Consider the following 24285-nt stretch of genomic DNA (forward strand, 5'->3'; position numbering starts at 1 on the left):
TATGAGCGCAAAGAACGCCAATCTTTCGACAGGAGGTCTCTTCATGACTACCGATCAGCCGATCGATGTTGCGATTATCGGTGGCGGCCCTGCGGGCTATGCTGCGGCCGTTTATGCGGCGCGCTCCAACCTAACGACGACCGTGTTTGAACAGGGCATGTCGGGCGGACAGATCGCCACGACCAATGAAGTCGAGAACTATCCGGGCATTCCGCTCTTGAGTGGCGCCGAACTCGGCGAGCGTTTTCAGCAGCATGCAGAGGGCCTGGGAGCGCAGGTCGCATGGAGCATGGTTACGGGTATCGATTACGATGCCGATGCAGCGCTGTTTACGGTGCATCACGACATGGGCGATACGCTGGCCTCGAGCGTTATCGCTTGCATGGGTGCCACGCCGCGTCCGGCAGGTTTCGCTGGCGAGGATACGTATCGCGGTCGTGGCGTTTCGTATTGCGCAACATGTGACGGCATGTTCTTCCGCGGCAAACAGGTCTTTGTAATCGGTGGTGGCAATTCGGCATGTGAAGAGGCGCTGTTCCTGTCAGACATTGCCAGCAGTGTGACCATTGTGCTGCGCCGCGACCAGTTCCGTGCGCCTGATGGTGTTGTTCAGAAAGTACTCGAAAAGGACAATATTACAGTTAGGTACCAAACTAGTATTGTGGAGCTCTCGGGCGAAGCCATGCCAACGACGATCGCCTTTAAGGACAATTCATCCGGGGAAATTCATACCAAGTCATTTGAGCCCGGCTCTTTCGGCATCTTTGTCTATACCGGGACGCAACCCCATACCGAACTTGTTGAGCATCTAGTCGATCTGGCGCCTGATGGCGGCATTCTGACTGATGAATCCATGGCGACCCGCACGCCAGGTCTATTTGCCGCTGGCGATATCCGTTCCAAGCGTTTACGCCAGGTTGTGACCGCCGTTTCTGACGGAGCCATAGCGGCAACCAGCGCATACGCGTTTCTCCGCGGATAAGTACGATAATATATCTTATGTAATGTTGCTATCTTTAATACAAAGTGGTTGGACGGTGCATCAATGTGCTGTCCAACCACTTTTACTTTCCTGCTATATAGTATGCAAAACTAGATAACCTAGAATACAATATAGCTTAATGAACGGAGGATCCTTATGAACCACGCCAAACGCGTTATCCCGATGTCCGATTCGTCGGTCAGCATTAAGCCTGAGGATATTCAGCCCACTGTGCTGCCCGATGCATTTATTCAGTCCGATATCGTGCGCAAACTTAATACGTTGAGTCTGCCGCGCTATAACCAGTTGCCCAATGTGACGCTCTACCGCGACCAGGTTATTGAGTATGTTACGCTGTGGATGGAGCCGCTGTCCATTTGCGTTGAGCAGCCTATCATTACGCCATCGATGATCAATAACTACGTAAAGGTCGGCCTAGTGCCTGCTCCGGTCAAAAAGCAATATGGCCGCGAGCAGATTGCCCGCCTGATCGCTATCTGCATCTTTAAGCAGGTGCTACCTATTGCTGCGGTGCAGGCACTCTTTAACATTCAGCGTTTGAGCTACGATGCCCCGACGGCCTTTGATTATGTGGTCGATCAGCTCGAGGCATCGATTCGTGCGGCGTTTTCCGTCGAGCAGACTCCCGTGCCCGATACGGCGCATCAGGTAACGCGTGAGTCGCTGCTTATGCGTAGCGCGGTATCGTCCTTCGTTTCGAAGGCGTACTTGATGAGCTATCTCAAGTTCAACGGGTTTAATAGCTAGCCGACGTATAAAACGGGCGGGACAAAGAGCCATCTGTCGCTTTGTCCCGCCCGTATTTTTGCTTGGTTGGACTTTATTTGCCCGAAGCTACGCCCATGCCGTAGCCGATGATGAGGCCGTGCATCTCGGCGTAATAGGAATCCAGGCCGTTGCAGGGCATGATGATGGTCTTGGAGCCGGGCCAATGCTCGACTATGCGGTCAGTGAGCGCCTGGGCTCCAGCTTCGTTCTCAACGTGATCTATGACGACCTCACCGCCCGTAAAGCCCTCGGCTTCCATAGTGTCGATGATCTTGTTGAGCATCTTTTTTTCGCCACGCGTGTGCCCGACGAGTTCGATTTTACCGGCCTCACTCGCCGTGCCCAAAATGCGGATATTGAGCTTGTTGGCAATGACGCCGGCTGCCTTAGGGATACGTCCGGCTTTGGCGAGGTTTTCGTAATTGCACAAACTGAAGAGGATTTTGCTGTTCTGTTCAAGGCTATCGAAGCATGCGCAAGCATCCTCGAATGAGACATTCGGATTGCTTGCAAGATAGCGGTCGAACAGCAAGAAAATGAGGTCCATTTTGCCGCCAGCTGCGCGTGAATTGACTAGATGAATCTGTCGGTCGGGCTCCTCGGCAAGAACCATATCGCGAGCCGTGGCTGCCGCGTTGTAGCTGCCCGACACGCCCTCAGAGATCGGCATGCAGATGGTCTTGTCTGCCAATTTGAAGAGCTCGGCCCACTCCCCTACGCTTGGACAAGCGCTCGAAGAAGCGTTCGTCTCCGCCTGAACAGCGCAGTTGAGCTCATGAACATCGAGCGAAAGGTCATCGACGAATTCATGCTCCCCCACTCGAATTTTGAGGGGCGCAAATGCAAAGGTGGTATGGGGCGCGGTCGGTTGCCAATCGCGGAGGTTGCAGCTTGAATCGGAGATAAGTGCCCAGCTCATAGAGGGTCCTTTCTAATCGTTCCCATTCAATTATAGCCATCTTGCAGACCGATTGGGCCGCTATCTAGTATTCAAAACTAGATAGCGGACTGCACTAAAGGCAAAAGAATGGACCCCATGACTCAAAGCCACGAGGTCCATATCCGTTTGCTTTATCTGAATACTTAGTAGCGCACGAAAATGTAGTTATTGTTCATGCCGGCGGCAACGGGGCTGATGATGACACCCGTGTTGTAGTCGGAAGCATGAATCATCTGACCACCACCGATGTAAATGCCGGTGTGGTACGAGTTGACCACAACGTCACCGGGCTGCGGATCGGACACACGCGTCCAGCCCATAAAGGTACCCGTGGTGCCCAGGCGGCAATAGCGACCAGTGAGGCAATAGCTAACAAAACCAGAGCAGTCGAAGCTGTTCGGGCCAATTCCGCCCCAGGAATAAGCGCAACCAAGCTTACTGTATGCACGCGAGACAACAGAACCGCCGTCGACGGACTGGCTCGGAGCAGAAGGCGTCGGAGCCGGAGCAGGCGTGGAGGGCTGCGGCGTCGGAGCAGGTGCCGGCGTAGGAGCCGGAGTGTTGCCGCCCTGGTTGTTGTTATTGCTGGTCTGGCCACCGTTGTTGGTGTTCTCGGTCGTACCGGCAGTCTCGTTGCTCACCGTGGCCTTCTCGGCGGTGCTGGCGTTGATGCCGGCCTGCAGCGCGGCGTTGGCCTCGGCCTCGGCGGCAAGCTCGGCCTGCAGCTGCGAATCCAGGGAGTTTACGACGCTCTGGGCTTCAGCCTGCTGGGCGTTAAGCTCGTCGACCTTCTTTTGCGTGGCGGCGACGTTCTTCTCCTGCTCGGCCTGCTTATCGGTGAGCTGCTGCTTAAGCTCCTTGACCTCTTGAATGGTCTGAGCTTGCTTATCGGAAACTTTGCCGTAGTAGAACAGACGGTTGAGCATATCGCTCAGGTCATCGACACCCGTCAGAACCTGAAGCAGGCTCAGATCGCCGGTTTTGTACTCGCCGGCGACATAGGTCGAGAGCTTGGCCTGGCCCTCGGCGATCTCTTGCTGCTTTTGCGTGATCTCGCCGGCGGTCTGGTCGAGCGCCTGGGTCTGAGCAGAAAGATCCTCATAGATCTGCTGCGTCTGAGTGCCGATCTGCTCGAGTTTGGTACGGGCAGCGGCAAGGTTGGATGCGGTATCGGCGTAGGCCGGAGCAGCGAGGCCCAGGCCCAAAACACAAGCGAGGGTTGCCGTAGCAGCGCAGCGTGCCATGTTTTTGTGCGTGATTGCTGTGCGCATGTAGCTTCCTTTCCAGTATGAGGGTGACAGCTAGTCCACTGTCACCAGGCTAAAGAGCTCAACATCGTCACCGGACGGCGTGAGCTTCTCGCGCGGGTTGAGAAACGCAAGCTCTAGGATACAACCGTAACCCACGAGCTTTGCGCCCATATCGCGCACCAGTTTACCTGTTGCCTCGACGGTTCCGCCCGTCGCGACCAAGTCGTCCAGAATCAACACGGTATCTTTAGAGCTAATGGCGTCGGCGTGAATCTCGATGGAATCGGTTCCGTACTCGAGCTCATAGCTCTGGCTCACGGTCTCGCGCGGCAGTTTACCCGGTTTACGTGCGGGAACAAATCCGGCGCCCAGTGCCACGGCGACGGGCACGCCCACCATAAAGCCGCGAGCCTCGGGGCCTACGACCTTGGTAATGCCCATGCCGGCAAAATGCTCGGCCAGCGCATCGACCATGGCCTTGAGGGCGTCGGGGTTACCGAACAGCGGCGTGATGTCCTTAAAGACGACTCCGGGCTCGGGATAGTCGGGGATGTCGACGATATGAGATTCGAAGTCGTACATGACATGACCTTTCATAAGGTGCCGGCGAGCCGGCATGGATTATATGCCCGCGGCAGCGGTACCAGAATGCGAGGGCGCGACAACCTTGAGGGGCTTTACGAGGGAGTCCTCGTGGTTGCCCGCCGCAGGCTTAGGTGCCTCTTCGTTTTTGGTCTTAGTAGATTCGGAGCGTGCGATCTCCTCGTCGAGCGCATCGATGTCTGCATCCTCGACCACGGCGTTAAGTGACTCAAAAACGCGGTTCTTGAGCAGCGCGGTATGCACACCTTCGGTAAGGTCGTGCAGTTTTTTAAACGCTCGCTCGAGCTTGGCGTCGCGCTCGTCGTCGGAGGTGTCCATGCCGAGCATACTCACCAGGACCTGCTCAAACATCGAAGACTCACGGTTGGCGGATGACACGTACTGGCGCAGGTTGCGCGGCTCGATGTGGAAGCGCGACAGCTCCGAGCAGTAGCGGATAATCGGGAAATCGCGACCATCGACCAGCTCGCGGTTCTGCGGGCTCTTGATGATACGGATGAGGTCGTTTTCGGCCAAAGAGCGGATAAACGAGATCTCGACGCCCAGCATATCGGGAATGGTCTCGATGGGATGCAGCTTTTGCTTGGTCTCCTTGGGCTCCGTCTTGAGCGGAACGTCGGACAGCAGGCCCACCTCGTAGGCGAGGGTGGACAGGTCCGTGGCGTTTTCCAGTCGCTGCTTAATCACGTTGAGCGGCATGTAGCGAGTCTTCTGCAAGTGCAGAATGACCTCCAGGCGATCAACGTCCTCCTTGGAGTACTGACGGTATCCCTTAGGCGTACGATGAGGGGTAATGAGCCCCTCATCCTCTAGAAATCTAATTTTTGAGTTCGAAAGATCGGGGTATGCGCCTCGAAGTAGGTTGACGACTTGGCCGATACTCAGATAGTTGCGTTCGGCCATGCCCTACTCACCGGTTTCGATGCGCTCCGGCGTGCTCTCGTGGTAGATGAGCGTAAACGTACCGATCTGGACGGAAGAACCGTCGTGCAGCGGGGCTGCATTGACGATGGCACCGTCGACCCAGGTGCCATTGAGCGAGCCCAAGTCCTCGATGCGAGCGCCGAGGCCCTCGCGAATAATGCGCGCGTGGCTGCGCGAAACGGTCATGTCATTGAGGAAGATGCCGTTTGCAGGATCGCGGCCGATGGTGGTCACGTCGTCCTCGAGCTCAAAAGCGGCACCAGTCTGCGGACCCTTGACGATGGACAGAACGGGGGCGGTGATGCGCACGTTGGCCATGAGGTCGGGAACGGTGACGTCGCTTGAAGGCACGCGGAATACGCAGGTAGCGTCAGCAGTCTTATCATTCTGAGGCATATTGTTAACCATGTTGTCCATGACAACCCCTAACTTATCGCGGACGTGCCGCAAATAATGAACCGTACGTAATCATACCCCAACGAATCAGTCTTCGATTTCAGGGTTCAGAAAGTCGATGTCCTCGTCTTCGGGATGCATGAGAGCCTGTTTAATGGCCGCTCCGCCCTTAATGGAGTAGATGACAGCCGTGAGCATGGAGAAGATCACGCCGCCGTACACAAAGAAGATGCCGAGGGGCACCGAGCTTCCGTTGAGGCCTGGGAAGGCCGTAAGGGCTGAAGGCAAAAGATGCAGGCCGTCAATAACGGGGAACCCGAGTAGCATGAGCGAGAAGCCGGTCATGAGCAGCGCTGTGGCAATCTTTCCGGGGAAGACGACATCGATGGGGCGACGGTGATAATGGCGCACGATAAGCGTGCCGATGCCCAGATAGATGTCGCGGCCAATAATGAGCACGCAGACCCAGATGGGCAGCTCTCCGCGAACCACCAGTCCCAGCACGCCGGTGAACAGCAGCGCACGGTCACAAATGGGATCCATGACCTTGCCGAGCCACGAGACCGTCTTAGTCATGCGGGCGATCTGACCGTCCATCCAGTCGGTGGAGGCGGCAACGGCGTAGATAACGATGGCGATGACGCGGTTGTTATCCGTCACAAACAGGTACAGAAATACCAGGGTGAGGATCAGGCGCGTAAAGGTGATGAAATTGGAGATCGTAAAGATCTTATTCGACGGGTAATCGGAAGTGCCGATAAGCTCCTTTTTGATCTTCTTTTTGATGCCCACAGGACTCCCCCGCTGGTTAACGACAAAACTTTCGATACTATACCCGTTCCGGCGATGTCTATCCAGCGCAGCCATAGAGAGTCCAGACATGTGGAAGGTGCTTTTAGGCGGCGGGGGATTTCGCATTCGTGTACATCAGCCTCCAAACATGTCGATTTTGGTGGCTGATGTACACGTTTTGATTCTGTGATTACATCGAGCGGGAATGTTGTTGCTTTAAGCAAAATAATCATGGTGATTAAAAACAAAAAAGGTCAGGCACTAGATGCCTGACCTGCAAACTTCTGGTCGGGACGACTGGATTCGAACCAGCGACCCCTTGACCCCCAGTCAAGTGCGCTACCAAGCTGCGCCACGTCCCGAAGCTTTTGTTTGTTGCTCTGCTCTCGCTCGCAACAAGGAGTATATTAACCCGAAACTTTAGACTTGTGCAAGAACTTTTTTATAAATTTTGAAGCAAGTCCAAAATTGTATCTGCGAGCTGGGGTTTTGTTAGAACGGGAAGTTCTTTCGTACCCGTTGTGCTCACAATCCAGGCCTTGTTGGTATCGGTTCCAAAGCCCGAATCGGCGCGTGAGACATCGTTGGCGATAATGGCATCGCAGCCTTTGCGTGCCAATTTGCGCTCGGCGTACTCGACGACGTTATCGGTCTCGGCAGCAAAGCCGATTACGAGGCGATCGCCCTTTTGGCGTGAGAGTTCGGCCAAGATGTCAACGGTCTCGACGAGCTCGATTCGATCCAGGCGCTCGTTGGCCTTTTTGAGCTTATGGTCCGCTGGGGCCGCTGGAGTGTAGTCGGCGACGGCGGCGGCGCAAATGGCCGCATCGGCCGTCTGAAAGGCGCTCAGAGCCGCCTGCAGCATCTCTGTGGCGGTTTGCACACGCACGCACTCCACGCCGCGGGGAACATCAAGCGATGTCGGTCCCAGCACAAGCGTGACCTCGGCACCGCGGCGAGTGGCCTCCCCCGCCAGGGCGATGCCCATCTTGCCCGACGACCGGTTGCCAATAAAGCGCACGGGATCGATCGGCTCGTGCGTGGGGCCGGCGGTGATTACGATGCGCTTGCCCGCAAGGTCCTGGGGCGCGGGATTGAGCACCTCGCAGACGGCCTTAACGATGTCCTCGGGCTCGCTCATACGTCCCGTGTCCACGTCGCCGCAGGCAAGGTAGCCGCTGCCGGGTCCCACCACATGCACGCCGCGGTCGCGCAGCGTGGCCATGTTGGCCAGCGTCGCCGGCGCCTTCCACATGCCGTTGTTCATAGCAGGTGCGATCACGATGGGTCGCGGCGTCGCAAGCAGCGTGGTGGAGATAAGGTCATCGGCGATGCCGTTGGCCATCTTGGCGATGATATTGGCCGTTGCGGGCGCCACGACAACCAAGTCGGGCTCCTGCGCCAACGAGATATGGTGGATGGGGTCGGAGGGGTCGTCGAACAGGCCCACAGCGACCGGCTCGCCCGTAAGCGCGCGGAAGGTGAGCGGCCCCACAAACTCCGTGGCATGCTCGCTCATAACGACTTTGACACGCGCGCCGCGCTTTTGCAGCAGGCGCACGATGTTACACGACTTATAGGCGGCGATCCCGCCGGTAATGCCCAGCAGGATCGTTTTTCCCTCAAGTTGCATTGAATTATTGGGCGCCGCCATCGTTTAAGCTTCCTTGCTCGGGAGCACCAGCAGGCGGTGGCAGTACGGGCAGTGCGTAATCTCGCTTCCGTCGTGGTTGAGGTCGCTCATGGATGACGCCTGCAGCGCGGTGTGGCAGACCGTGGGGATGTTGCCCTTGATGGTCTCGACGGCCAGGCCGCGGAACTGCTTGAGCAGACGCTCGTAATCGGTGAGCACGTCGGTCGGCAGCGTGGCGGCAAGCGCGGTGCGCTCCTTGGTGGCGGCATCAATCTGAGCCTGCAGATCGGCAGCCTTGGCGCGGGCAGCCTTGGTATCGGCCTTCACGCCCTCCTCGAACTTGGCGATGATGGCCTGCGCGCGAGCCTCGCGGTCAAGCGCTTCCTTATGGGCGACGACGACGTCCTTGCGGGTGTGCTCGATCTTATCCAGGCGCTTGGCCAGAGTGGCGAGCTCGTTTTCCAGATCCTGGACCTCACGATAGTCAGAGCCGTCGACGTGGCGCTTCTTGGCGGCCTCGATGGCGTTGTTGGTCTGGATCTCGGTGGTGTTGAGATCGTCCAGCTCAATATCCAGGTCCTTGCGCTGGGCGTAGAGCTTGGTCATCTCGGACTTAAGCTTTACATAGGTTTTGTGCTTTGAGGCGAGCTCCTTGAGCTCCGGCATATTGGCAAGTTCGCTCTTGTTGCGTGCGAGCTCCAAATCGATCTGTTGCAGCTTGAGTAGCGTAGCGCCGGCGCTCATAAGTTCTCTCCTTTTGTCACAGTCCACCATTGGCAAGGGTTCAGTATTTTAATCGCATGACGGGGGTCGACTCCGGCGTCAACTGCAGAGTTCATCAATATATCAACGAACGGCTCCTCGGAGCGGTCGTGTCCGAGCAAGATCACCGGCAGCCCGCGCAAGGCAAGGTCTTGCGCCACGTGGTAGCCCGCCTCGCCCGTCACGACAACATCTGCGCCCGCGGCGATGGCAAGTTCTCCAAAGTCGCCCTGGGAGCCACCCAAAATGGCAACGGTGCGGCACGGGCGATCAACTTCGCCCCACACACGCGGGTCGCTGCCGAAGGCTGTGGCAGCATGGGTGGCAAGGTCACGCAGGCTGCAGGGGTTGTTGAGCGTCGCAAAGGCGCCCAGACCACAGGCCTCGGGGTCGTCTACGTGCTCCAGCGAACTCACGGGTGCGGAATCCAACAGCGTACTTAGGCAGACGCGCGCCTCGTGCGAGCGGTCCAGGTTGGTATGAAGCGAAATAATGTTCACGCCACAGCGGGCAGCCTCGTACAGCGCAGCACTGCACTGGGGACGCGTCGCGCTGGGCGGGCAAAATGCCTCGGGCGCCTTGATGTAGACAGGGTGATGCGTGAGTAACACGTTGGCACCGGCCTCTAAGGCGCGGAGCACGTTGGCCCTGGTGGCGTCGAGCGCGCAGGCAACGCCGCGGATCTCGTCGTCGGGGTCGCCAACGGATAAGCCTACGTGGTCCCAGGGTTCGGCGTCCGCCTTAGGATAGCGTGCCAGCAGCGCGTGCTCAAGCTCGGCGACGATCATGCGGCACCCACGATCGTGAGCAGCGTCTGAGCGAACTCATCTAGATCGCCCGGGTTCACGCGGTCATCGAAGGAGATGCGCAGCGCACCCAGCGCCTGCTCACGACCGATGCCCATGGCGCTGAGCACGTGGCTCGGGTCCATGCTGCCGCTCGAGCACGCCGAACCGGCCGAAACCTCAAAGCCGGCGGCATCGAGCTTGACGATGAGCTCCTCGGAGTCCATGCCGTCGACGTAGATCGACACCATGCCCGGCAGGCGATCGGCCTGTGCGTAGTCGCCCATGGTGGCATGAATACGCGGATGGGCCGTAAGCGTGGCGTAGAGCTTGTCGGAAAGGGCTTGCAGCGTCGCACGCTCCTGGGCCACATGGGGCGCCAGCGTACGGGCGGCAGCGGCAAAAGCCAGCTGTGTACGCAGGTCCTGCGTGCCGGCACGACGACCGGCCTCCTGTCCGCCGCCAAAGATGCGCGGGCGCAGCGGCGTGCGGCTCTTAAGGTAGAGTGCGCCAGATGCCACGGGACCACCGATCTTGTGCGCGGCAACGGTCATGGCGTCAACTCCCAGCTCGGCGGCATCGAGCGGAATGTGCAGATACCCCTGAATGGCATCGGTGTGGAACAGGGCGCCCACGGTATGCGCGGCCGCGGCAAGCTCGCGGATGGGCTGCACCACGCCGGTCTCGTTGTTGGCAACCATGATGCTCACGAGCGCCACGTCGTCGCCTAGTAGCTCGACAAGCGCGACAGGCTCAATGTAGCCCGCGCGGCAAGGCGTCGCCAGGTCGACGGTAAAACCGGCGGCACGCAGCAGCGGCAGGTTGTCCAGAATCGAATCGTGCTCGATGGCAGATACGATCACGCGGTTACGCTTGCGATCGCGCTGACGGGCGCCCTCGGCAAGACCGAGCAGCGCCAGCTGGTTTGCCTCGGTGCCGCCGTTGGTCAGGATTATCTCTGATGGGCGGACGCGCGCGCCAAAGCTGCGGGCAATCTCTCGACGCGCCACTTCCAGGCGTGCGGCGGCCTTGCGGCCAAGCGAGTGCAGCGAGTTGGGGTTGACGCCGGCAAGCTCGCTCTCGTCGTACTCACGCTGCGCAAGGCGCGCCTCGGCGCGCATGGGCGTCGAGGCGGCATAGTCAAGATTCACGGGTATGCGGTTTTGACCTGCGGTCATAAGGGTTTATGCCTCCTGTGCGGCCTCGTTGCCCAGCTTTTGCAGCAGCGCAACCTCGGCGGCGGGATCTTCGGACTTAAATACGGCGGAGCCGGCCACGAGCACGTTGGCGCCGGCCTTGACGACATCGGCAATGTTCTTGGAAGAAATACCGCCGTCGACCTCGATCAGGGGCGACACGCCGTGACGCTCGCACATGGCCTTGAGCTCGTGCAGTTTGGCAATGGTACCGGGAATAAAGCTCTGGCCGCCAAAGCCTGGGTTCACGCTCATGAGCAGCACCATGTCGACAACGTCGATGATGCTCTCGAGCACGCACACGGGGGTGGCGGGGTTGAGCACGACGCCGGCCTTGACGCTGCGCTGCTGTAGATGGGTGAGCGTGCGGTGCAGGTGCGTGGAGGCCTCGTAGTGGACCGTGATCATATCGGCACCGGCGTCGGCGTACCAATCGACCGTCTCGTCGGGGTTCGACACCATGAGGTGCGCATCGACCGGCACGTTGGTGGAGCGCTTGACGGCCTTGAGGATGTCAACGCCAAAGGTGAGGTTGCCGGTAAAGTGGCCGTCCATGACGTCGAAGTGCACGTAGTCGGCGCCGGCGATCTTGTCGAGCTCTCCCTTGAGGTTGGCCATATCGGCCGAAAGGACGGACGGAGCGATTTTAATGGAACCCATGGTAGAAGCCTTTCTGCGCTAGTCGGTGAGTCCGTAGAACTCTTGAGAGGGGACGCGATCGGTAAGAATCTCGAGCGCCCTATCCAAAGTAACACCGTTGTAGAGCGTTTGCTCCACGGCAAAGGTGAGCGGAATGTCTACGCCCAGTGAACGGGCGAGCTCGCTGACGCTGCGGGCGGCGACGGCGCCTTCCACCACCATATGCGTGCGCGTCTGGTACTCGTCGAGCGACACGCCGTGGGCAAACTCGTAGCCAAAGGTACGGTTGCGCGAATGCTCCGAGGTGCAGGTGGCAATGAGGTCGCCCATGCCGGCAAGTCCCATGCAGGTCATAGCTTGACCGCCGCGGGCGTGCACCAGACGGCTGATCTCGGCCAAGCCGCGCGTCATGATGAGGGCAAGTGTGTTGTCGCCCGCGCCCGAGCCCGCGGAGATGCCGCATACGATGGCGATAACGTTCTTCATGGCGCCGCAAACCTCGACGCCAGTCATGTCCTGCGATAGGTAGATGCGGAAGGCCGTGGAAAGCAGCAGCTCCTTAAAGGTCTCCCCTATCTGCGGGTCTTCGCTGGCGATGACGGCGGCAGAAAGTCCGCCGCGGCAGATTTCCTCGGCATGGTTGGGGCCCGAGAGCGCCGCCACGCGCGACTCGTTGCCGATCTCGCTGGCGATGACCTCGCTCATGAGCAGGCCGGACTCGGGCTCAATGCCCTTGGTGAGGCAGAGCGCCAGGGTATCGGCGGCGATAAAGGGAGCGGCCTGGTGGCACACGCTGCGAAGGTGCGTCGAAGGAACGGCAAAGATGATGGCCTCGGCGCCGTCGAGCGCCTGCGACAGGTCCGTGGTGGCGACAACGTTGCCGGGCAGCTCGTAGTCCACCAGATACCGGGGATTGCGGTGCTCGCCATTGATGCCGGCGGCCGTCTGCTCGCTATGGGCCCACATGGTCACGCGCTCGGCTCGCGCTGCAGCAAGGCCCGCGACGGCGGTTCCCCAGGAGCCGGAGCCAATCAGTGCAACATTCATGACTCTCTCCTACTTATCGTCGGGCTCGGTGACGCGCTTGGTAAACGAGAGCTTGGACTCCTTACCCGTCATGAGCTTTTTGATGTTCGCACGATGGGCCCACACCACAGTAATGCCGATCAGCGCCATGCAAAACTTAAGGCCCAGACTGCTGTACGGAAAGACCGCGCAGGCAGCGATGGGAAGACCGATGGCCGCGGCAAGCGAGCCCACCGACACAAACTTGGTGATGGCGACGGCCACGATAAACATGCCCAGCAGCGACAGGCCAATAGGCCAGTACCAGGCGAGGATGACGCCCAGGCCAACTGCGATGCCCTTGCCGCCATGGAAGTTGAGGTAGGGCGAGAAGATATGGCCCCACACGGCTGCCAGGCAGATGACGCCGAGCATCCAGTCGCCGGCGGCACCGGGGGCCATAATGCTCACGGGGAAGCCATAGCCCAAGTCGGCAATGAGCGGACGCGCGATAAGGACGCAGATGGCGCCCTTAAGGCAGTCGAGCAGCAGCGTGAGCGCGGCCACCTTGGGGCCGGCCACGCGCAGGGCGTTGGTGGTGCCGATGTTGCCGGAGCCCGCCTTACGAATGTCCGTGTGGTTGAACACGCGGCCCAGGATCAGACCAAACGGAATCGCCCCGATAAAGAACGAGACCACGGCGCAGATGGCGGTCAGAAGAATCGGATTATGCATCCTTTTGCTCCTTCTTCCTAAAGAAGAGTCGAATGGGCGTGCCGGCAAAGTCGAAGGTCGAGCGCATGCGGTTCTCCACGTAGCGCTGGTAGGTGTCGTTGACCAGGTCACTGTGGTTGACGAAGAACGTGAACGTCGGCGGGTTGACGCCCGTCTGGGTCACGTAGTGCATACGCAGGCGGCGCTTGCCGTCCACCACGGTATGACCGAACTCGCGCAGGTCGGTGAGGAACGTGTTGAGGCGTGAGGTACTGATCTTTTGCGAGCGCGTCTTTTCGGCCGCGTCGACCATCGACCAGATCTTCTCGACGCTACGGCCGGTCAGGGCTGAGATGCGCAGGTACTGGGCCCAGGGAGCCATGACGCCCAGACGGCGGTTGACGGTCTCCATGCAGGCCTCGCGCTTGCGGTCATCGTCGAGCAGGTCCCACTTGTTGAGCAGCACCACGATGGCGCAGCCGCGCTCGATGGCAAGACCCATGACCTTCTGGTCCTGCTCGGTAACGCCCACGGAGGCGTCGACGACGAGCAGCGCCACGTCGGCGCGGTCGATGGCGCGCAGGCCGCGGACCATGGAGTAGTACTCGATGTTCTCGTACACGGTGCTCTTCTTGCGAATGCCCGCGGTGTCGACCATGCGGTAGTGCTTGCCGTTGCGCTCCACGACGGTGTCGATGGCGTCGCGCGTCGTGCCGGCAATGTTGGACACGATAGAGCGGTCGGCGCCCAGGATGCGGTTGAACAGCGACGACTTACCGGCGTTGGGACGGCCGATGATGGCGACGTTCAGCGCGTCGGGGAACTCGTCGGCGACTTCGTCCTCTTCCTCAGGAAGCAGGGCCACGATGTCGTCGAGCAGGTCGCCCGTGCCATGGCCATGCAGGGCCGAGAGCGGCGTGGGCTCGCCGATACCGAGCGAATAGAACTCCCAGATGCTGTCGTTTTCGCGATCGGGGTTGTCGAGCTTGTTCACCAGCAGAAAGACCGGCTTGTCGCAGCGCTTGAGCATGCGGGCGACCGACTCGTCCTCCTCGGTGACGCCGGTGCGGCCATCGACCACAAACAGGATGACTGCGGCTTCCTCGGCGGCGGCGAGCGCCTGGTCGCGGATGGACGTGGCAAAGACGTCGTCGCTCTTGAGCGGCTCGATACCGCCCGTGTCGACGATGGTGAACTCACGACCGTTCCAATCGGCCGTGTGATACGAGCGGTCGCGCGTGACGCCGCGGGACTCGTGGACGATGGCGTCCGAGGTCTGGGCCAGGCGGTTAACGAGCGTGGACTTGCCCACGTTGGGGCGTCCGACGACGGCGACGATAGGTTTCATCTGCTCTCCTTTAATGGGTAGGGTCAGTGGAAGTGTTAGAGTCGGCAGGCACAATGCCAAGGATGTGCTCCAGGGTATCGAGCAGCTCATGCGGCATGGTCGACACCACATGAACCTCGGCGCCGCGACTGGTAAGGCTTGCGAGTAAATCGTCACGATGATACTCGTCAAGCGTCATGCCGTCAGCGTTGAACATGAGCTTAGGCACAAAGAGCATAACCCCCGAGAGGTCCTGCGGCAGCTGTTCCAGAATGTCGCAGGCGACGATGAGGCCGGTCACGTCCACGTTGCCGCCAAAGTAGCGGTTCTTGATGGCTGTGACAGTGCCGGCGAGACCATGCGGCGACTCCACAAAGCGCGCCACGGTGTCGCGTGCGCTGGCGCCCGAGAGGCACAGCAGGTGCTGGTTGCGGGCGGCGATGCCAGTGCGGACGCGGGCCAGACGATCGGCGTCGGTAGCCAGCACGTCGTCGGTCTCGTCCAGATACGAGCGGATCATGCCAATGCCGTCGTAGTATTGCGGGTAACCGTCGTAAAAGTCTGCCTCGGGAGGATCGATGCCGGCGTCCAGATAGAACTCGTCGCTCATCTGGAAGGTGTGGCGGCCAAAGCGCTCATAGGCGCGGTCCTGGAACGGTCGGATCATGGCAATAGTCTCGCGCGCCAGCTCGGGCTTGTCGCTGTAGGACCAGCTAAAGCGATTCTGGTGCTTAGTAAAGCCCAGAGGCACAATGCCCAGGCTGGTGATTTGCTCGTGCTCCTCGCAAAAGCGCAGGGTCTTTTCCAGCTCCTCGCCGTCATTCATGCCGGGGCACAACACGATCTGCGCGTGAATCTCGATGCCGGCGGCCATGATGGCCTCGAGCACATCCATGCCGCGCTGGGCGTTGCGGCCCATCATGCGTCGGCGGACATCGGGGCTCACGGCGTGGACCGACACGTTCATGGGGCTCATGTTGCGTTGGATGACGTTTTGCACGTCCTCGTCGGTGAGGTTCGTGAGCGTGACAAAGTTGCCCTGCAAAAAGCTCAGACGATAGTCGTCGTCGCGGATGTAGAGCGTGGAGCGGCCGCCCTTGGGCAGCATGGTCATAAAGCAGAACACGCAGGCGTTCACACAGGTGCGCATACCATCGAAGATGGGGCCATCGAATTCAAGGCCCCAGTCCTCTCCCGGGAAGCGGTCGAGCTCGACGGGGGTGACGCTGTTGTCGCGCGGGTCGAAAACCTCGAGGTCGACGGTGTCGTCGTCGGCCTCCCAGAGCCACACGATCATGTCGGTGAGCGCCTCACCGTTGACCGTGAGCACGCGCATGCCCGGCTCGATACCCACATCCCACGCGGGCGATTCGGGACGCACGTTCTTTACGAGCGCGCCCTCACCCGGCTCGGGGTCGCGGCTGCGCCCGTAATCGGCCACCTCGGCGGCGTATGCGGGTACGGTCTGGTCCATGATTAGCGGCAAAGCTCCTTGATGCGCTCGACGGCGCGCTCGATGTGTTCTTGCGGGGTGGAGGCTCCGGCGGTGATGCCGATGTGGTGAGCGTCGGTAAACCAAGCGGTCTCAAGCTCTGAAGCTTCCTCGATGTGATGCGTGCGCTCGCAGGCGTCTGCGCAAATCTGCGCCAGGCGGCGGGTGTTGCCCGAGTTCTTGCCGCCCACGACGACCATGCAGTCGCAGCGGTTGGCAAGTGTGGCTGCTGCCTGTTGACGTTCACTTGTGGCAGCGCAAATGGTGTTGATCACACGCAGCTCCTGCACGCGCGGGGTGATAGCTGCCACGACCTCGGCGAGGTTCTGCGCGGTCTGGGTGGTCTGCACGACGAGGCCTACCTTGCCCTTGAGCGACAAGGCATTGGCGTCGGCGGCACAGCTCACGACCTGTGCATCTTTGCCGGCGTGGCCAAGAATGCCCTCGACCTCGGGGTGACCCGGCTCGCCTACGACCACCACGCGGTAGCCCTCGCGCACCAGGCGCTCGGCTGCCATATGGACTTTCTTCACGTAGGGGCAGGTGGCGTCGACCACGTTTAGGCCGCGCTTGCGGGCAGCATCGATTACCTGCGGCACCACGCCGTGGGCGCGGATGATCACGGTGCCGGTTGCGGCGTCGTCCAGGGTTTCGGCCAAGCCAACGCCTGCCTCAGCGAGCTCGCGTACCACGATGGGGTTATGGATGAGCGGACCCAAGGTATGAACCTGAGTGCACTCCCCTGCCTGCGGCGCGGCGGCCAGCGCCATATCGAGCGCACGCTGTACGCCGTAGCAAGTGCCGGCGTGTGCTGCGATCTCGATGGTAGTCGCTGTTGCCTGGTCGGACGCGGTCGCGGCAGTGTTCGCAACGTTCTCGCTCATGGCTAGAACCTGCCCGGATGCTCGGCGCACAGCTCGTCTCGCATAGCGTAGACGCGGTTCATGGCCTCGGACTCAAACCATTCCAGGCGCTCCGTGCGCTTAAGCCCAGCCGGTGCGTCGGAAAGCGAGACGGCCTTGCCGGCGCGGATCCAGCACTTCTTGGGACGCATGAGCTTTTTGCCTGCGGGCGTGATGTCGGACCAGCCGCAGATGGCGAGCGGGTTGACGGGCGCCTTGCCCATCTGGGCGATGAGCGCAAAGCCGCCGTGGACCTCGGGCTTGATCTCGCGCGAGCGGATGCGTGTGCCCTCGGGGAAGATCAGGACGTCCTCGCCGCGCTGCAGCGCATGCTGGGCGGCGCGCAGGCACTTCATATCGGCAGTACCACGCTCGACGGGGATGCCGCCAACGTGGCTAAAGGCCCAGCGCACAATCTTGCTCTTGGCGAACTCGGACTTAAAGATGGGACGAATGCGGCGGCCCCCAAAGAACAGCGCCGTCTCCACGGCCAAGAGCTCGGCCATCGAGGTGTGGTTGCAGATGACCACGCTGCCGCGGCCTTCCTGGCGCTCAAACAGAAGATCGGCGTCCTCGACCTTCCAGCGCCACATGAGCTTGGAGAAGGCCCAAAGGATGGCCATGACTACGACGACGGTGCCGCGGATGAGCGCTGGAAACTCGGCGTAGGGGGCGTTGTAATAGTCCTCGGGCGTCTGCTGAAACAGGCGCATGGGCTACCTCCTTTGGTTGATAAGGTCCTCGATTATCGAGACGACCTCGTCGATGGTGTGGGCGGTGGAGTCGACGTGCACGGCGTCCTCGGCGGGCACGAGCGGGGCGACCTCGCGGCTGCTGTCAAGCTTGTCGCGCTGCTTAAGGGCGTCGAGGGTCTCGTCGACCTCGGCCTCGAGCCGCGCTGTGCTGAGCGGCTGGGCGTCGTTTTGGTGACGCTGCAGCACGCGGCGGCGGGCGCGCTCACGCGGGTCGGCGGTCAGGAAGACCTTGACCTGCGCGTTAGGGAACACGACGGTGCCGATGTCGCGACCCTCGGCCACGATATCGCGGTCCTCGGCGGCGCGGCGCTGGTGGATGAGCATGGCGGCGCGCACGCCCGGATAGGCCGAGACCTTGGACACGTTGGCGTCGACCTGCGGGGTGCGGATGGCGGCCGAAGCGTCTTGGCCGTCGATGGTCAGGCGCGTGTCCTCGCCGGTGCCGTTGGTAAAGCGGATCTCAATCTGCTCGGCGAGAGCGTCGATGGCCGCCTCGTTATCCAGATCGATGCCGCGGTCGAGCGCGGCGAAGGTGACGGCGCGATACATGGCGCCCGTGTCGAGCTTGTTAAAGCCAAGCTGACGGGCAATCTCCTTGGCGATAGTGGACTTGCCGGATCCGGCGGGGCCGTCGATGGCGACGATCATGCAATGCTTCCTTTCGATGGTTGACGTGCTGGTATGGTTCGCGGGCGTTGGGGCGCGGCGGGTTGCCTAGCCCGTGTAGCGCTCGCGGTAGGTGTTGCGCTTGGGCGCGGAGCCGTGGCTGCCGTGGTGACGCGTGCGGCTGGCGGTGTTGGTCGCCGGCGCGGCGACGCGCTTGGAGCTGGCCTGCTTGGGCGGGATGCCACCGGCCTTGAGGATCTGTACCTCGCGGTCGGTGAGCTCGCGCCACGAGCCTTTGGCCACGTCCTTGAGCTCGAGGCCGGCAAAGTTGCAGCGATGCAGACGGATTACCGGGTGGTGGATCTTGCTCAGCATGCGCTTGACCTGGTTCTTGCGACCTTCGCGGATGATGACCTCCACGGCGGTGGTGCCGGGCTTGACGCCTTGGGGAGCTACGGCTTCGGCCTCGCGCGCGTTGATGACTCGGCAGATTGCCGGCTGGCAGAGGCCGTCGTCGAGGTCGATGCCGCGACGCAGCGGCTCAAGATCGCGGTCGGTCAGCTGCCCGTCCACGAGTGCCTGGTAAGTTTTATAGACATGCTTGCTGGGGTGCAGCAGGTCCTGTGACAGGTCGCCGTCGGTGGTAAAGAGCAAAAGGCCCGTGGTGTCACGGTCCAGGCGGCCCACCGGGAACAGTCCCGGAAAGCGGTCGCGGGGGACCAGATCGGCCACACAAGGGCGCTCCTGCGGGTCGCTCATGGTGGTGAGGTAGCCGGTCGGCTTGTAGAGCATCAAGTACACGGCGCCCTGGTTGAGTTTGACGGGCATGCCGTCGACCTCAATGTGATCGTGGTCGACATCGACCTTGGTGCCCAGCTCGGTCGCGACCTGGCCGTTGACGGTCACGCGGCCAGCGGTCATCAGGTCCTCTGAGCCGCGACGGCTCGCCACGCCCGCGCGTGCCAAAAAGCGCTGCAGGCGCATGGTGTGCGGATAGACGGGCTGGGCGTCGGACTTGTGCATATCCACGTTGGGAGCCGCAGCTCCGGCGCGCGTCTCCGCTGCTTCGTTAGTCCTCGTCATGCGTATCCTCCGCAGTGTCGCCGGTGGCTAGGATTTCCTCGCCGCCGACCGCCTCGACATCATCAATATCGGTATCGAGCAGTTCGCGCTCTTCGTCCAGGTCCTCGGCCTGCTCCTCGAGCGTGGACTGAATACTGCGGCCGCTCAGGCGCTCGCGGATAAACTGGCGCGACTGCTCGTCGGGGGCAAACTGCTCCAGATCGGGCAGGTCGCGGGTGGAGCGCAGGCCGAACTTTTCCAAGAAGGCGTTGGTCGTGCCGTAGATGATGGCCTGACCGCGCTGGGGGTCGCGGCCGAGCTCTCGCACCAGACCCTTGTCCACGAGCGACGCGATGACGCCGTCGGAATTGACGCCGCGGATGCCCTTGACCACCTCGCGCGTCACGGGCTGGTGGTATGCGATGACGGCCAGGGTTTCGAGCGCCGCCTGCGACAGCTTTTGCGTGTCCCAGCTCAGCACGTAGGCCTCGACCACGTCGTGGTATGCGGGGTGCGTAAACAGGCGCCAGCCGCCGGCGACCTCGCGCAGCTGAAAGCCGCGGTTGGCCTCCTCGTACTCAACCTTGAGCTCGGCGAGCAGCGACGCGCACTCACCGGGGGCGATATCCAGTGCGCCGGCCAGCGCGGGCGCACTCACCGGGTCGCTCGACACCAGCAGCAGCGCCTCGAGGGCGCCTTTGAGGCTGTTTGCCTCCAGCGTGGAAAGGGTTGACATGGTTGCGGCTCCTATTCGGTGAGCTCGGGGCCCTCGCCGGGCACATAGGCCTCGGCGCCCTCGACGCGGTTGATTTGAATGGTTCCAAAGATCTCGTCCTGGCTCAGCGTGAGCGAGCCGCGCTTGGCGAGCTCAAGCATGGCAAGGAAGGTGACGACGAGCTGCTCGGTGGTGGCATCGCCGTCCAGCAGCTCGCGGAAAGTGCAGGTTTGGTGCGCCATGGTAAAGCGGTCGACTGAGGCCACGGTCAGGTCGAGCGGCACGCGATGCGGAGCTACGTGCTCGGCCTCCAGCAGGAAGGTCTGTCGCTTGCCGTCCAGGTCGGCGCAGATGACGGCGAGGCCGCGCAGGGTAATGCCGGCCAGATAGTCGGGCATTAGGCCCAAGAACTCGGGGTCGGGGCCGGCCACGCGCGGATGCATGCGGCTTTCGGCCTGCATACGCGCACCGAGGGCCGCAGCCGCGCCTTTAAACTGCTTGTAGGCAATCAGGCGCTGGATCAGGACCTCACGCAGCGCGTCGCCGTCAAGCGTGCTGAGCTCCTCGAGGTCTTCGTCGAACTCGTCATCGTCGTCATCGACTTTGCGCGGGGCCTCCTGCGGCACCAGAGAGGCAGCCTTGATGTCCAAAAGGGTTGCCGCGACCAGCAAAAAGTCGCTTGCTACGTCCAGGTCCAGCGCCTCGATGCGCTCGGCCTCGGCAAGGTACTGCTCGGCCACCTCGCTGATCGAGATGGCACCGATATCTACTTTTTGGCGGGTTACCAGCTGCAGCAGCAGGTCGAACGGTCCGCTGTAGACCTGCGTCGACACGCGATACGACATCTTCGACCTCCTTTGACGGCGCCTTCGCGGCGCGGTTTGGGTGCATGCTGCGACCGTTTTACACGGACGACCTGTAAGTTTACCTTAGATGCCGGCGATTGCGAAGTTGAGCAGCTGCTCAGCAAGCGGATACACGGTAACGTCGAAATAGCGGCCGATTACATCGATGCCGGTCCACATAGGCAGCAGGTATAGAACCAGGATGAGTATGGGCATAGCGTATTGCTGCATGCGGTAATAGTTGTTGAGCGCCTTGCCCTTGAGGAAGGGCACGATGATCGACGAGCCATCAAGCGGCGGAATCGGAATGAGGTTAAAGAACGCGAGCGACAGGTTGACCACGATAAACGTGGCGCCGAAGTTCATAATTTGGGACGCCACGGCAAAGGACATGCTGGCGTAGAGATTGCCGTACGTTACGTGCATGAGGGCGGCCGCGAGGCACGCGAGTGCGATATTCGATGTGGGGCCGGCTACGCTCACCAGGACCTCGTCGCGCTTGGGGTGCTTGAGGTTGTTGAGATAGACGGGCACGGGCTTGGCGAAGGCGAACACGGGACCGCCTGCGGCGAGCATGAGCAGCGGCAAGATGATGGTGCCAAACGGGTCGATATGGTTGAGCGGGTTGAGCGATACGCGTCCGCGCGAGCGCGCCGTTTTGTCGCCGAGAGCCCAGGCCGCGGCGGCGTGCGCGCTCTCGTGAATGACGATGCCAACGATGACGGCGACGGCGCTGGCGAGCAGGTTCATGATGTAGCTGTTGGACATGGCGCTCTCCTAGCGGACGCGGCGCGAGGCGCGCGTGAGCAGGTAATCGGCCACAAACAGGATCACAGCGACGATGGCGTAATCCAGGCGGAACACGCCGCCAAAGGGCGACGTGATGACGCCGTAGCCGGCGATGGCGCTCGGCAGCGCGCGCGAAAGCTCAACGACAAAGCCCACGATCTGCAGCTTGGCGGTCAGGCCGCTAAAGCACAGCAGCACGGTCATCGCGCTGATAAAGATGCCGCAGATGCGACAAGCGATAGCGATGATGCTCATCGCCACAGCAGTGGCCTTACGAGAGTTCACGCGCGGTCTCCTCTTCGATCTGGGTGGAAAGCTCCAGCCATTCGTCCTCGAGCTTGGGAAGCTCTTGCTTAAGGCCGTTATATTCCCCCAGCGCCGCGTTGAACTTATCCTGATCGGCATAAAGCTCTTCGCTTGCCATCAATTCCATAAGCTCGTCATAGCGGGCGCGCTTTTTATCGAGCTCCGTCTCGATCTTCTTGAGCTGGTTGCGCACGCCCTTGAGCTTTTTGTTGAGTGCGGCGCGGGCCTGGGCCTCGGCGCGCTTTTGCTCCTTGGTCTTTTTGCCCTCGGCGGGCTTGGAGGCGGTGGCGGGGGTGTCGGGCTGGGCCGCGGTGACCTTAGCGGACTTGGTCGCGGCCGGTGCGCTCTCCCCTGCCGCCTCGGCGGCGGCGCGGGCTGCGAGGTCCTCGCGCTTGTAGAGGTAGTAGTCGTAGTCGCCGTCGTAGACCGTGACCTTGCCATCGCGGATGTCAATGATGCGGTTGGCCACAGCGCGTACCAGGTGCTCGTCGTGGCTGATCAGCACGATGGTGCCGGGGAAGTTTTGCAGGGCGTTCTCGAGCATGTCTACCGAGTCGATGTCCAGGTGGTTGGTGGGCTCGTCCAGGCACAGGAGCGCCTCGGGGGCCACGAGCATCTTGGCAAGCGCCAGACGCGCCTTTTCGCCGCCGGAGAGGACACGGACCTGCTTCTCGATGGAGTCGTTGTCGCTAAATAGGAAGGCGCCCAGCAGGCTGCGCTGCTGCGGCATGGTCCACTTGGGCGTGACGGTGTCGATCTCTTGCAGGACGGTGTTGGACTCGGTCATGCCCTCGAGCGCGTGCTGGGCGTAGTAGGCCACACCCACGTTGGTGCCCAGGTCGCGGGTGCCGGTGGTGGGCGGTTCCAGGCCGGCGAGGATCTTCATGAGGGTGGACTTGCCGGCGCCGTTGGGGCCGACGAGCGCCACATGCTCGCCGCGGTAGAGCTTGAGGTCGATGTCACTGTAGATGTGCTTGTCGCCGTATGACTTGGAGACGCCCTCGAGGCCCACGACCATATCGCCCGAGCGCGGCGGGTCGGGGAACTTAAAGTCGATATGCTTGTGGCCCTCGGGCAGGATGACGAGCTCCTTCTTGATCTGCTCGATCTTGCGGATACGCTCCTGGGCCTGGGCGGCCTTGGTGGGCTTGTAGCGGAACTTATCGACGAAGACCTGCATGTGGGCGATGTCGCGCTCCTGGGCGGCACGCTTGGCGCGCATCTGCTCAAGGTTGTCCTCGCGCTGCTTGAGGTAGCTGCTGTAGTTGCCGGTGTAGGTGGTCACGCGGCGGTTCTCGAGCGCGGCGACGTGGTCGACGCAGGCGTCCATGAAGGCGCGGTCGTGGCTGACGATGAGGACGGCGCCGTCGTAGCTGGCGATAAAGCCGCGCAGCCACTGGACACTCTCGAGATCCAGGTGGTTGGTGGGCTCGTCCAGGAGCAGCAGGTCGGGGTGGCGCAGGAAAAGCTTGGCGAGCGCGATGCGCATCTGCCAGCCGCCGGAAAACTCGGAGCAGGGACGCTCAAAGTCGGTGACCTTAAAGCCCAGACCGGACAGGATTTTGCGGGCGTTGCTTTCGAGCTCGTAGCCGCCTAGGTGCTCAAAGCGGTCCTGGACCTGGCCGTATTCGTTCAGGAGTGCGTCGACGTCCTTGCCCTGCTCGGAGAGCTCGGTGATTTGTGCCTGAAGCTCGTTGGCGCGCTCGCCCATGCGGCGGATTTCCTTAGCGGCCGCCATGACCTCGGCGAGGATGGTGGTGTCCTTATGCTCCAGGTTGGTTTCCTGCTCTAGGTAGCCCACCTGGCAGTCCTTGGCGTACTGGACCTGGCCGGCGTCGGGGCTGTCGATGCCCATGATGATCTTGAGCATGGTGGTTTTACCGGCGCCGTTGGGACCCACGAGGGCGAAACGCTCGCCGGGGTTGATCTGGAAGGACGCGCCGCTAAAGAGGACGCGTGCGCCGAAGCTTTTTTCGATCTTGTCGACCAGAAGGATCATGGTGCCGCCTTTGACCTTGTTTGCCTATATGAAAAAAGGCCCCAACTTGCGTTGGAGCCTCATTCAATGCTCGGGTG

26 protein-coding genes and 1 tRNA gene are annotated in these 24285 nt (G+C 61.2%); 2 read left to right on the top strand and 25 right to left on the bottom strand.

Annotated features, from left to right (window positions below; all coding sequences use genetic code 11):
- Positions 1–43: 43 nt before the first annotated feature.
- Together DXC52_RS06215 and DXC52_RS06220 are read left to right on the top strand one after the other, a co-directional pair.
- Positions 44–982: an NAD(P)/FAD-dependent oxidoreductase gene (locus DXC52_RS06215; protein WP_117746582.1), complete on the top strand. Its 939-nt coding sequence runs from the start codon at positions 44–46 to the stop codon at positions 980–982.
- A 156-nt stretch (positions 983–1138) separates the two neighbouring features.
- On the top strand, positions 1139–1750 hold the full coding sequence (locus DXC52_RS06220; RefSeq protein WP_199409479.1) for a DUF1836 domain-containing protein: 612 nt from the start codon (positions 1139–1141) through the stop codon (positions 1748–1750).
- A gap of 73 nt (positions 1751–1823) precedes the next feature.
- On the opposite strand, the gene DXC52_RS06225 is transcribed toward DXC52_RS06220, so the two are convergent.
- The 25 genes from DXC52_RS06225 to DXC52_RS06345 form a co-directional block, all read right to left on the bottom strand.
- Complete coding sequence (locus DXC52_RS06225) at positions 1824–2690, bottom strand: DegV family protein (RefSeq protein ID WP_117746583.1); 867 nt, start codon at positions 2688–2690, stop codon at positions 1824–1826.
- Positions 2691–2854: 164 nt separating this feature from the next.
- Positions 2855–3982 carry an NlpC/P60 family protein gene (locus DXC52_RS06230; RefSeq protein ID WP_199409480.1) on the bottom strand — a complete coding sequence of 376 codons (1128 nt, stop codon included), beginning with the start codon at positions 3980–3982 and terminating at the stop codon, positions 2855–2857.
- 30 nt (positions 3983–4012) lie between these two features.
- Positions 4013–4543 (bottom strand): adenine phosphoribosyltransferase, encoded by a 531-nt coding sequence (locus DXC52_RS06235; RefSeq protein ID WP_117746584.1) that lies wholly within the window; start codon positions 4541–4543, stop codon positions 4013–4015.
- Positions 4544–4582: 39 nt separating this feature from the next.
- Positions 4583–5467 (bottom strand): MerR family transcriptional regulator, encoded by an 885-nt coding sequence (locus DXC52_RS06240; RefSeq protein ID WP_117746585.1) that lies wholly within the window; start codon positions 5465–5467, stop codon positions 4583–4585.
- Between the two features lie 3 nt (positions 5468–5470).
- A complete protein-coding gene (locus DXC52_RS06245) occupies positions 5471–5905 on the bottom strand; it encodes an FHA domain-containing protein (RefSeq protein WP_006236002.1) in 435 nt (144 codons plus the stop codon).
- A gap of 66 nt (positions 5906–5971) precedes the next feature.
- Complete coding sequence (locus DXC52_RS06250; RefSeq protein WP_117746586.1) at positions 5972–6676, bottom strand: CDP-alcohol phosphatidyltransferase family protein; 705 nt, start codon at positions 6674–6676, stop codon at positions 5972–5974.
- A 285-nt stretch (positions 6677–6961) separates the two neighbouring features.
- Positions 6962–7038 (bottom strand) — tRNA-Pro (locus DXC52_RS06255).
- An 80-nt stretch (positions 7039–7118) separates the two neighbouring features.
- Complete coding sequence (coaBC, locus tag DXC52_RS06260) at positions 7119–8330, bottom strand: bifunctional phosphopantothenoylcysteine decarboxylase/phosphopantothenate--cysteine ligase CoaBC (protein WP_233504890.1); 1212 nt, start codon at positions 8328–8330, stop codon at positions 7119–7121.
- Positions 8331–8333: 3 nt separating this feature from the next.
- Entirely contained in the window at positions 8334–9053 is a 720-nt protein-coding gene (locus DXC52_RS06265; RefSeq protein ID WP_117746587.1) for a zinc ribbon domain-containing protein, read from the bottom strand.
- Positions 9050–9859 carry a Nif3-like dinuclear metal center hexameric protein gene (locus tag DXC52_RS06270; protein WP_117746588.1) on the bottom strand — a complete coding sequence of 270 codons (810 nt, stop codon included), beginning with the start codon at positions 9857–9859 and terminating at the stop codon, positions 9050–9052. The genes DXC52_RS06265 and DXC52_RS06270 overlap by 4 nt, the downstream gene beginning before the upstream one ends.
- A complete protein-coding gene (locus DXC52_RS06275) occupies positions 9856–11034 on the bottom strand; it encodes a cysteine desulfurase family protein (protein ID WP_117746589.1) in 1179 nt (392 codons plus the stop codon). The genes DXC52_RS06270 and DXC52_RS06275 overlap by 4 nt, the downstream gene beginning before the upstream one ends.
- A gap of 6 nt (positions 11035–11040) precedes the next feature.
- Positions 11041–11712, bottom strand: coding sequence for a ribulose-phosphate 3-epimerase (gene rpe, locus DXC52_RS06280; RefSeq protein WP_117746590.1), 672 nt, complete (start codon positions 11710–11712; stop codon positions 11041–11043).
- An 18-nt stretch (positions 11713–11730) separates the two neighbouring features.
- The gene (locus tag DXC52_RS06285) at positions 11731–12738 is read right to left on the bottom strand and encodes an NAD(P)H-dependent glycerol-3-phosphate dehydrogenase (RefSeq protein ID WP_117746591.1); all 1008 of its coding nucleotides are present in this window, start codon (positions 12736–12738) and stop codon (positions 11731–11733) included.
- Positions 12739–12747: 9 nt separating this feature from the next.
- Positions 12748–13431, bottom strand: a complete 684-nt coding sequence (gene plsY, locus DXC52_RS06290; RefSeq protein ID WP_117746592.1) for a glycerol-3-phosphate 1-O-acyltransferase PlsY — start codon at positions 13429–13431, stop codon at positions 12748–12750.
- Positions 13424–14758, bottom strand: coding sequence for a ribosome biogenesis GTPase Der (der, locus tag DXC52_RS06295; RefSeq protein WP_117746593.1), 1335 nt, complete (start codon positions 14756–14758; stop codon positions 13424–13426). The genes plsY and der overlap by 8 nt, the downstream gene beginning before the upstream one ends.
- A gap of 10 nt (positions 14759–14768) precedes the next feature.
- Positions 14769–16211 (bottom strand): DUF512 domain-containing protein, encoded by a 1443-nt coding sequence (locus DXC52_RS06300; protein ID WP_117746594.1) that lies wholly within the window; start codon positions 16209–16211, stop codon positions 14769–14771.
- A gap of 2 nt (positions 16212–16213) precedes the next feature.
- Entirely contained in the window at positions 16214–17113 is a 900-nt protein-coding gene (locus tag DXC52_RS06305) for a 4-hydroxy-3-methylbut-2-enyl diphosphate reductase (RefSeq protein ID WP_117746595.1), read from the bottom strand.
- Between the two features lie 2 nt (positions 17114–17115).
- Positions 17116–17844, bottom strand: coding sequence for a lysophospholipid acyltransferase family protein (locus DXC52_RS06310; protein WP_055309923.1), 729 nt, complete (start codon positions 17842–17844; stop codon positions 17116–17118).
- Positions 17845–17847: 3 nt separating this feature from the next.
- Positions 17848–18534 (bottom strand): (d)CMP kinase, encoded by a 687-nt coding sequence (cmk, locus tag DXC52_RS06315; RefSeq protein WP_055309924.1) that lies wholly within the window; start codon positions 18532–18534, stop codon positions 17848–17850.
- A 66-nt stretch (positions 18535–18600) separates the two neighbouring features.
- Positions 18601–19575, bottom strand: a complete 975-nt coding sequence (locus DXC52_RS06320) for a pseudouridine synthase (protein WP_370446175.1) — start codon at positions 19573–19575, stop codon at positions 18601–18603.
- Positions 19562–20290 carry an SMC-Scp complex subunit ScpB gene (scpB, locus tag DXC52_RS06325; protein WP_055309926.1) on the bottom strand — a complete coding sequence of 243 codons (729 nt, stop codon included), beginning with the start codon at positions 20288–20290 and terminating at the stop codon, positions 19562–19564. The genes DXC52_RS06320 and scpB overlap by 14 nt, the downstream gene beginning before the upstream one ends.
- A gap of 11 nt (positions 20291–20301) precedes the next feature.
- On the bottom strand, positions 20302–21114 hold the full coding sequence (locus tag DXC52_RS06330; RefSeq protein WP_055309927.1) for a ScpA family protein: 813 nt from the start codon (positions 21112–21114) through the stop codon (positions 20302–20304).
- Between the two features lie 84 nt (positions 21115–21198).
- Positions 21199–21882 (bottom strand): site-2 protease family protein, encoded by a 684-nt coding sequence (locus DXC52_RS06335; RefSeq protein ID WP_117746596.1) that lies wholly within the window; start codon positions 21880–21882, stop codon positions 21199–21201.
- 9 nt (positions 21883–21891) lie between these two features.
- Positions 21892–22188: a hypothetical protein gene (locus tag DXC52_RS06340; RefSeq protein WP_233504892.1), complete on the bottom strand. Its 297-nt coding sequence runs from the start codon at positions 22186–22188 to the stop codon at positions 21892–21894.
- Positions 22175–24208 (bottom strand): ABC-F family ATP-binding cassette domain-containing protein, encoded by a 2034-nt coding sequence (locus DXC52_RS06345; protein WP_117746597.1) that lies wholly within the window; start codon positions 24206–24208, stop codon positions 22175–22177. Before DXC52_RS06345 ends, DXC52_RS06340 begins: the two co-directional genes overlap by 14 nt.
- Positions 24209–24285 lie beyond the last annotated feature (77 nt).

Source organism: Collinsella sp. TF05-9AC (assembly GCF_003438495.1).
In the GTDB taxonomy this organism is placed as follows: Bacteria; Actinomycetota; Coriobacteriia; order Coriobacteriales; family Coriobacteriaceae; genus Collinsella.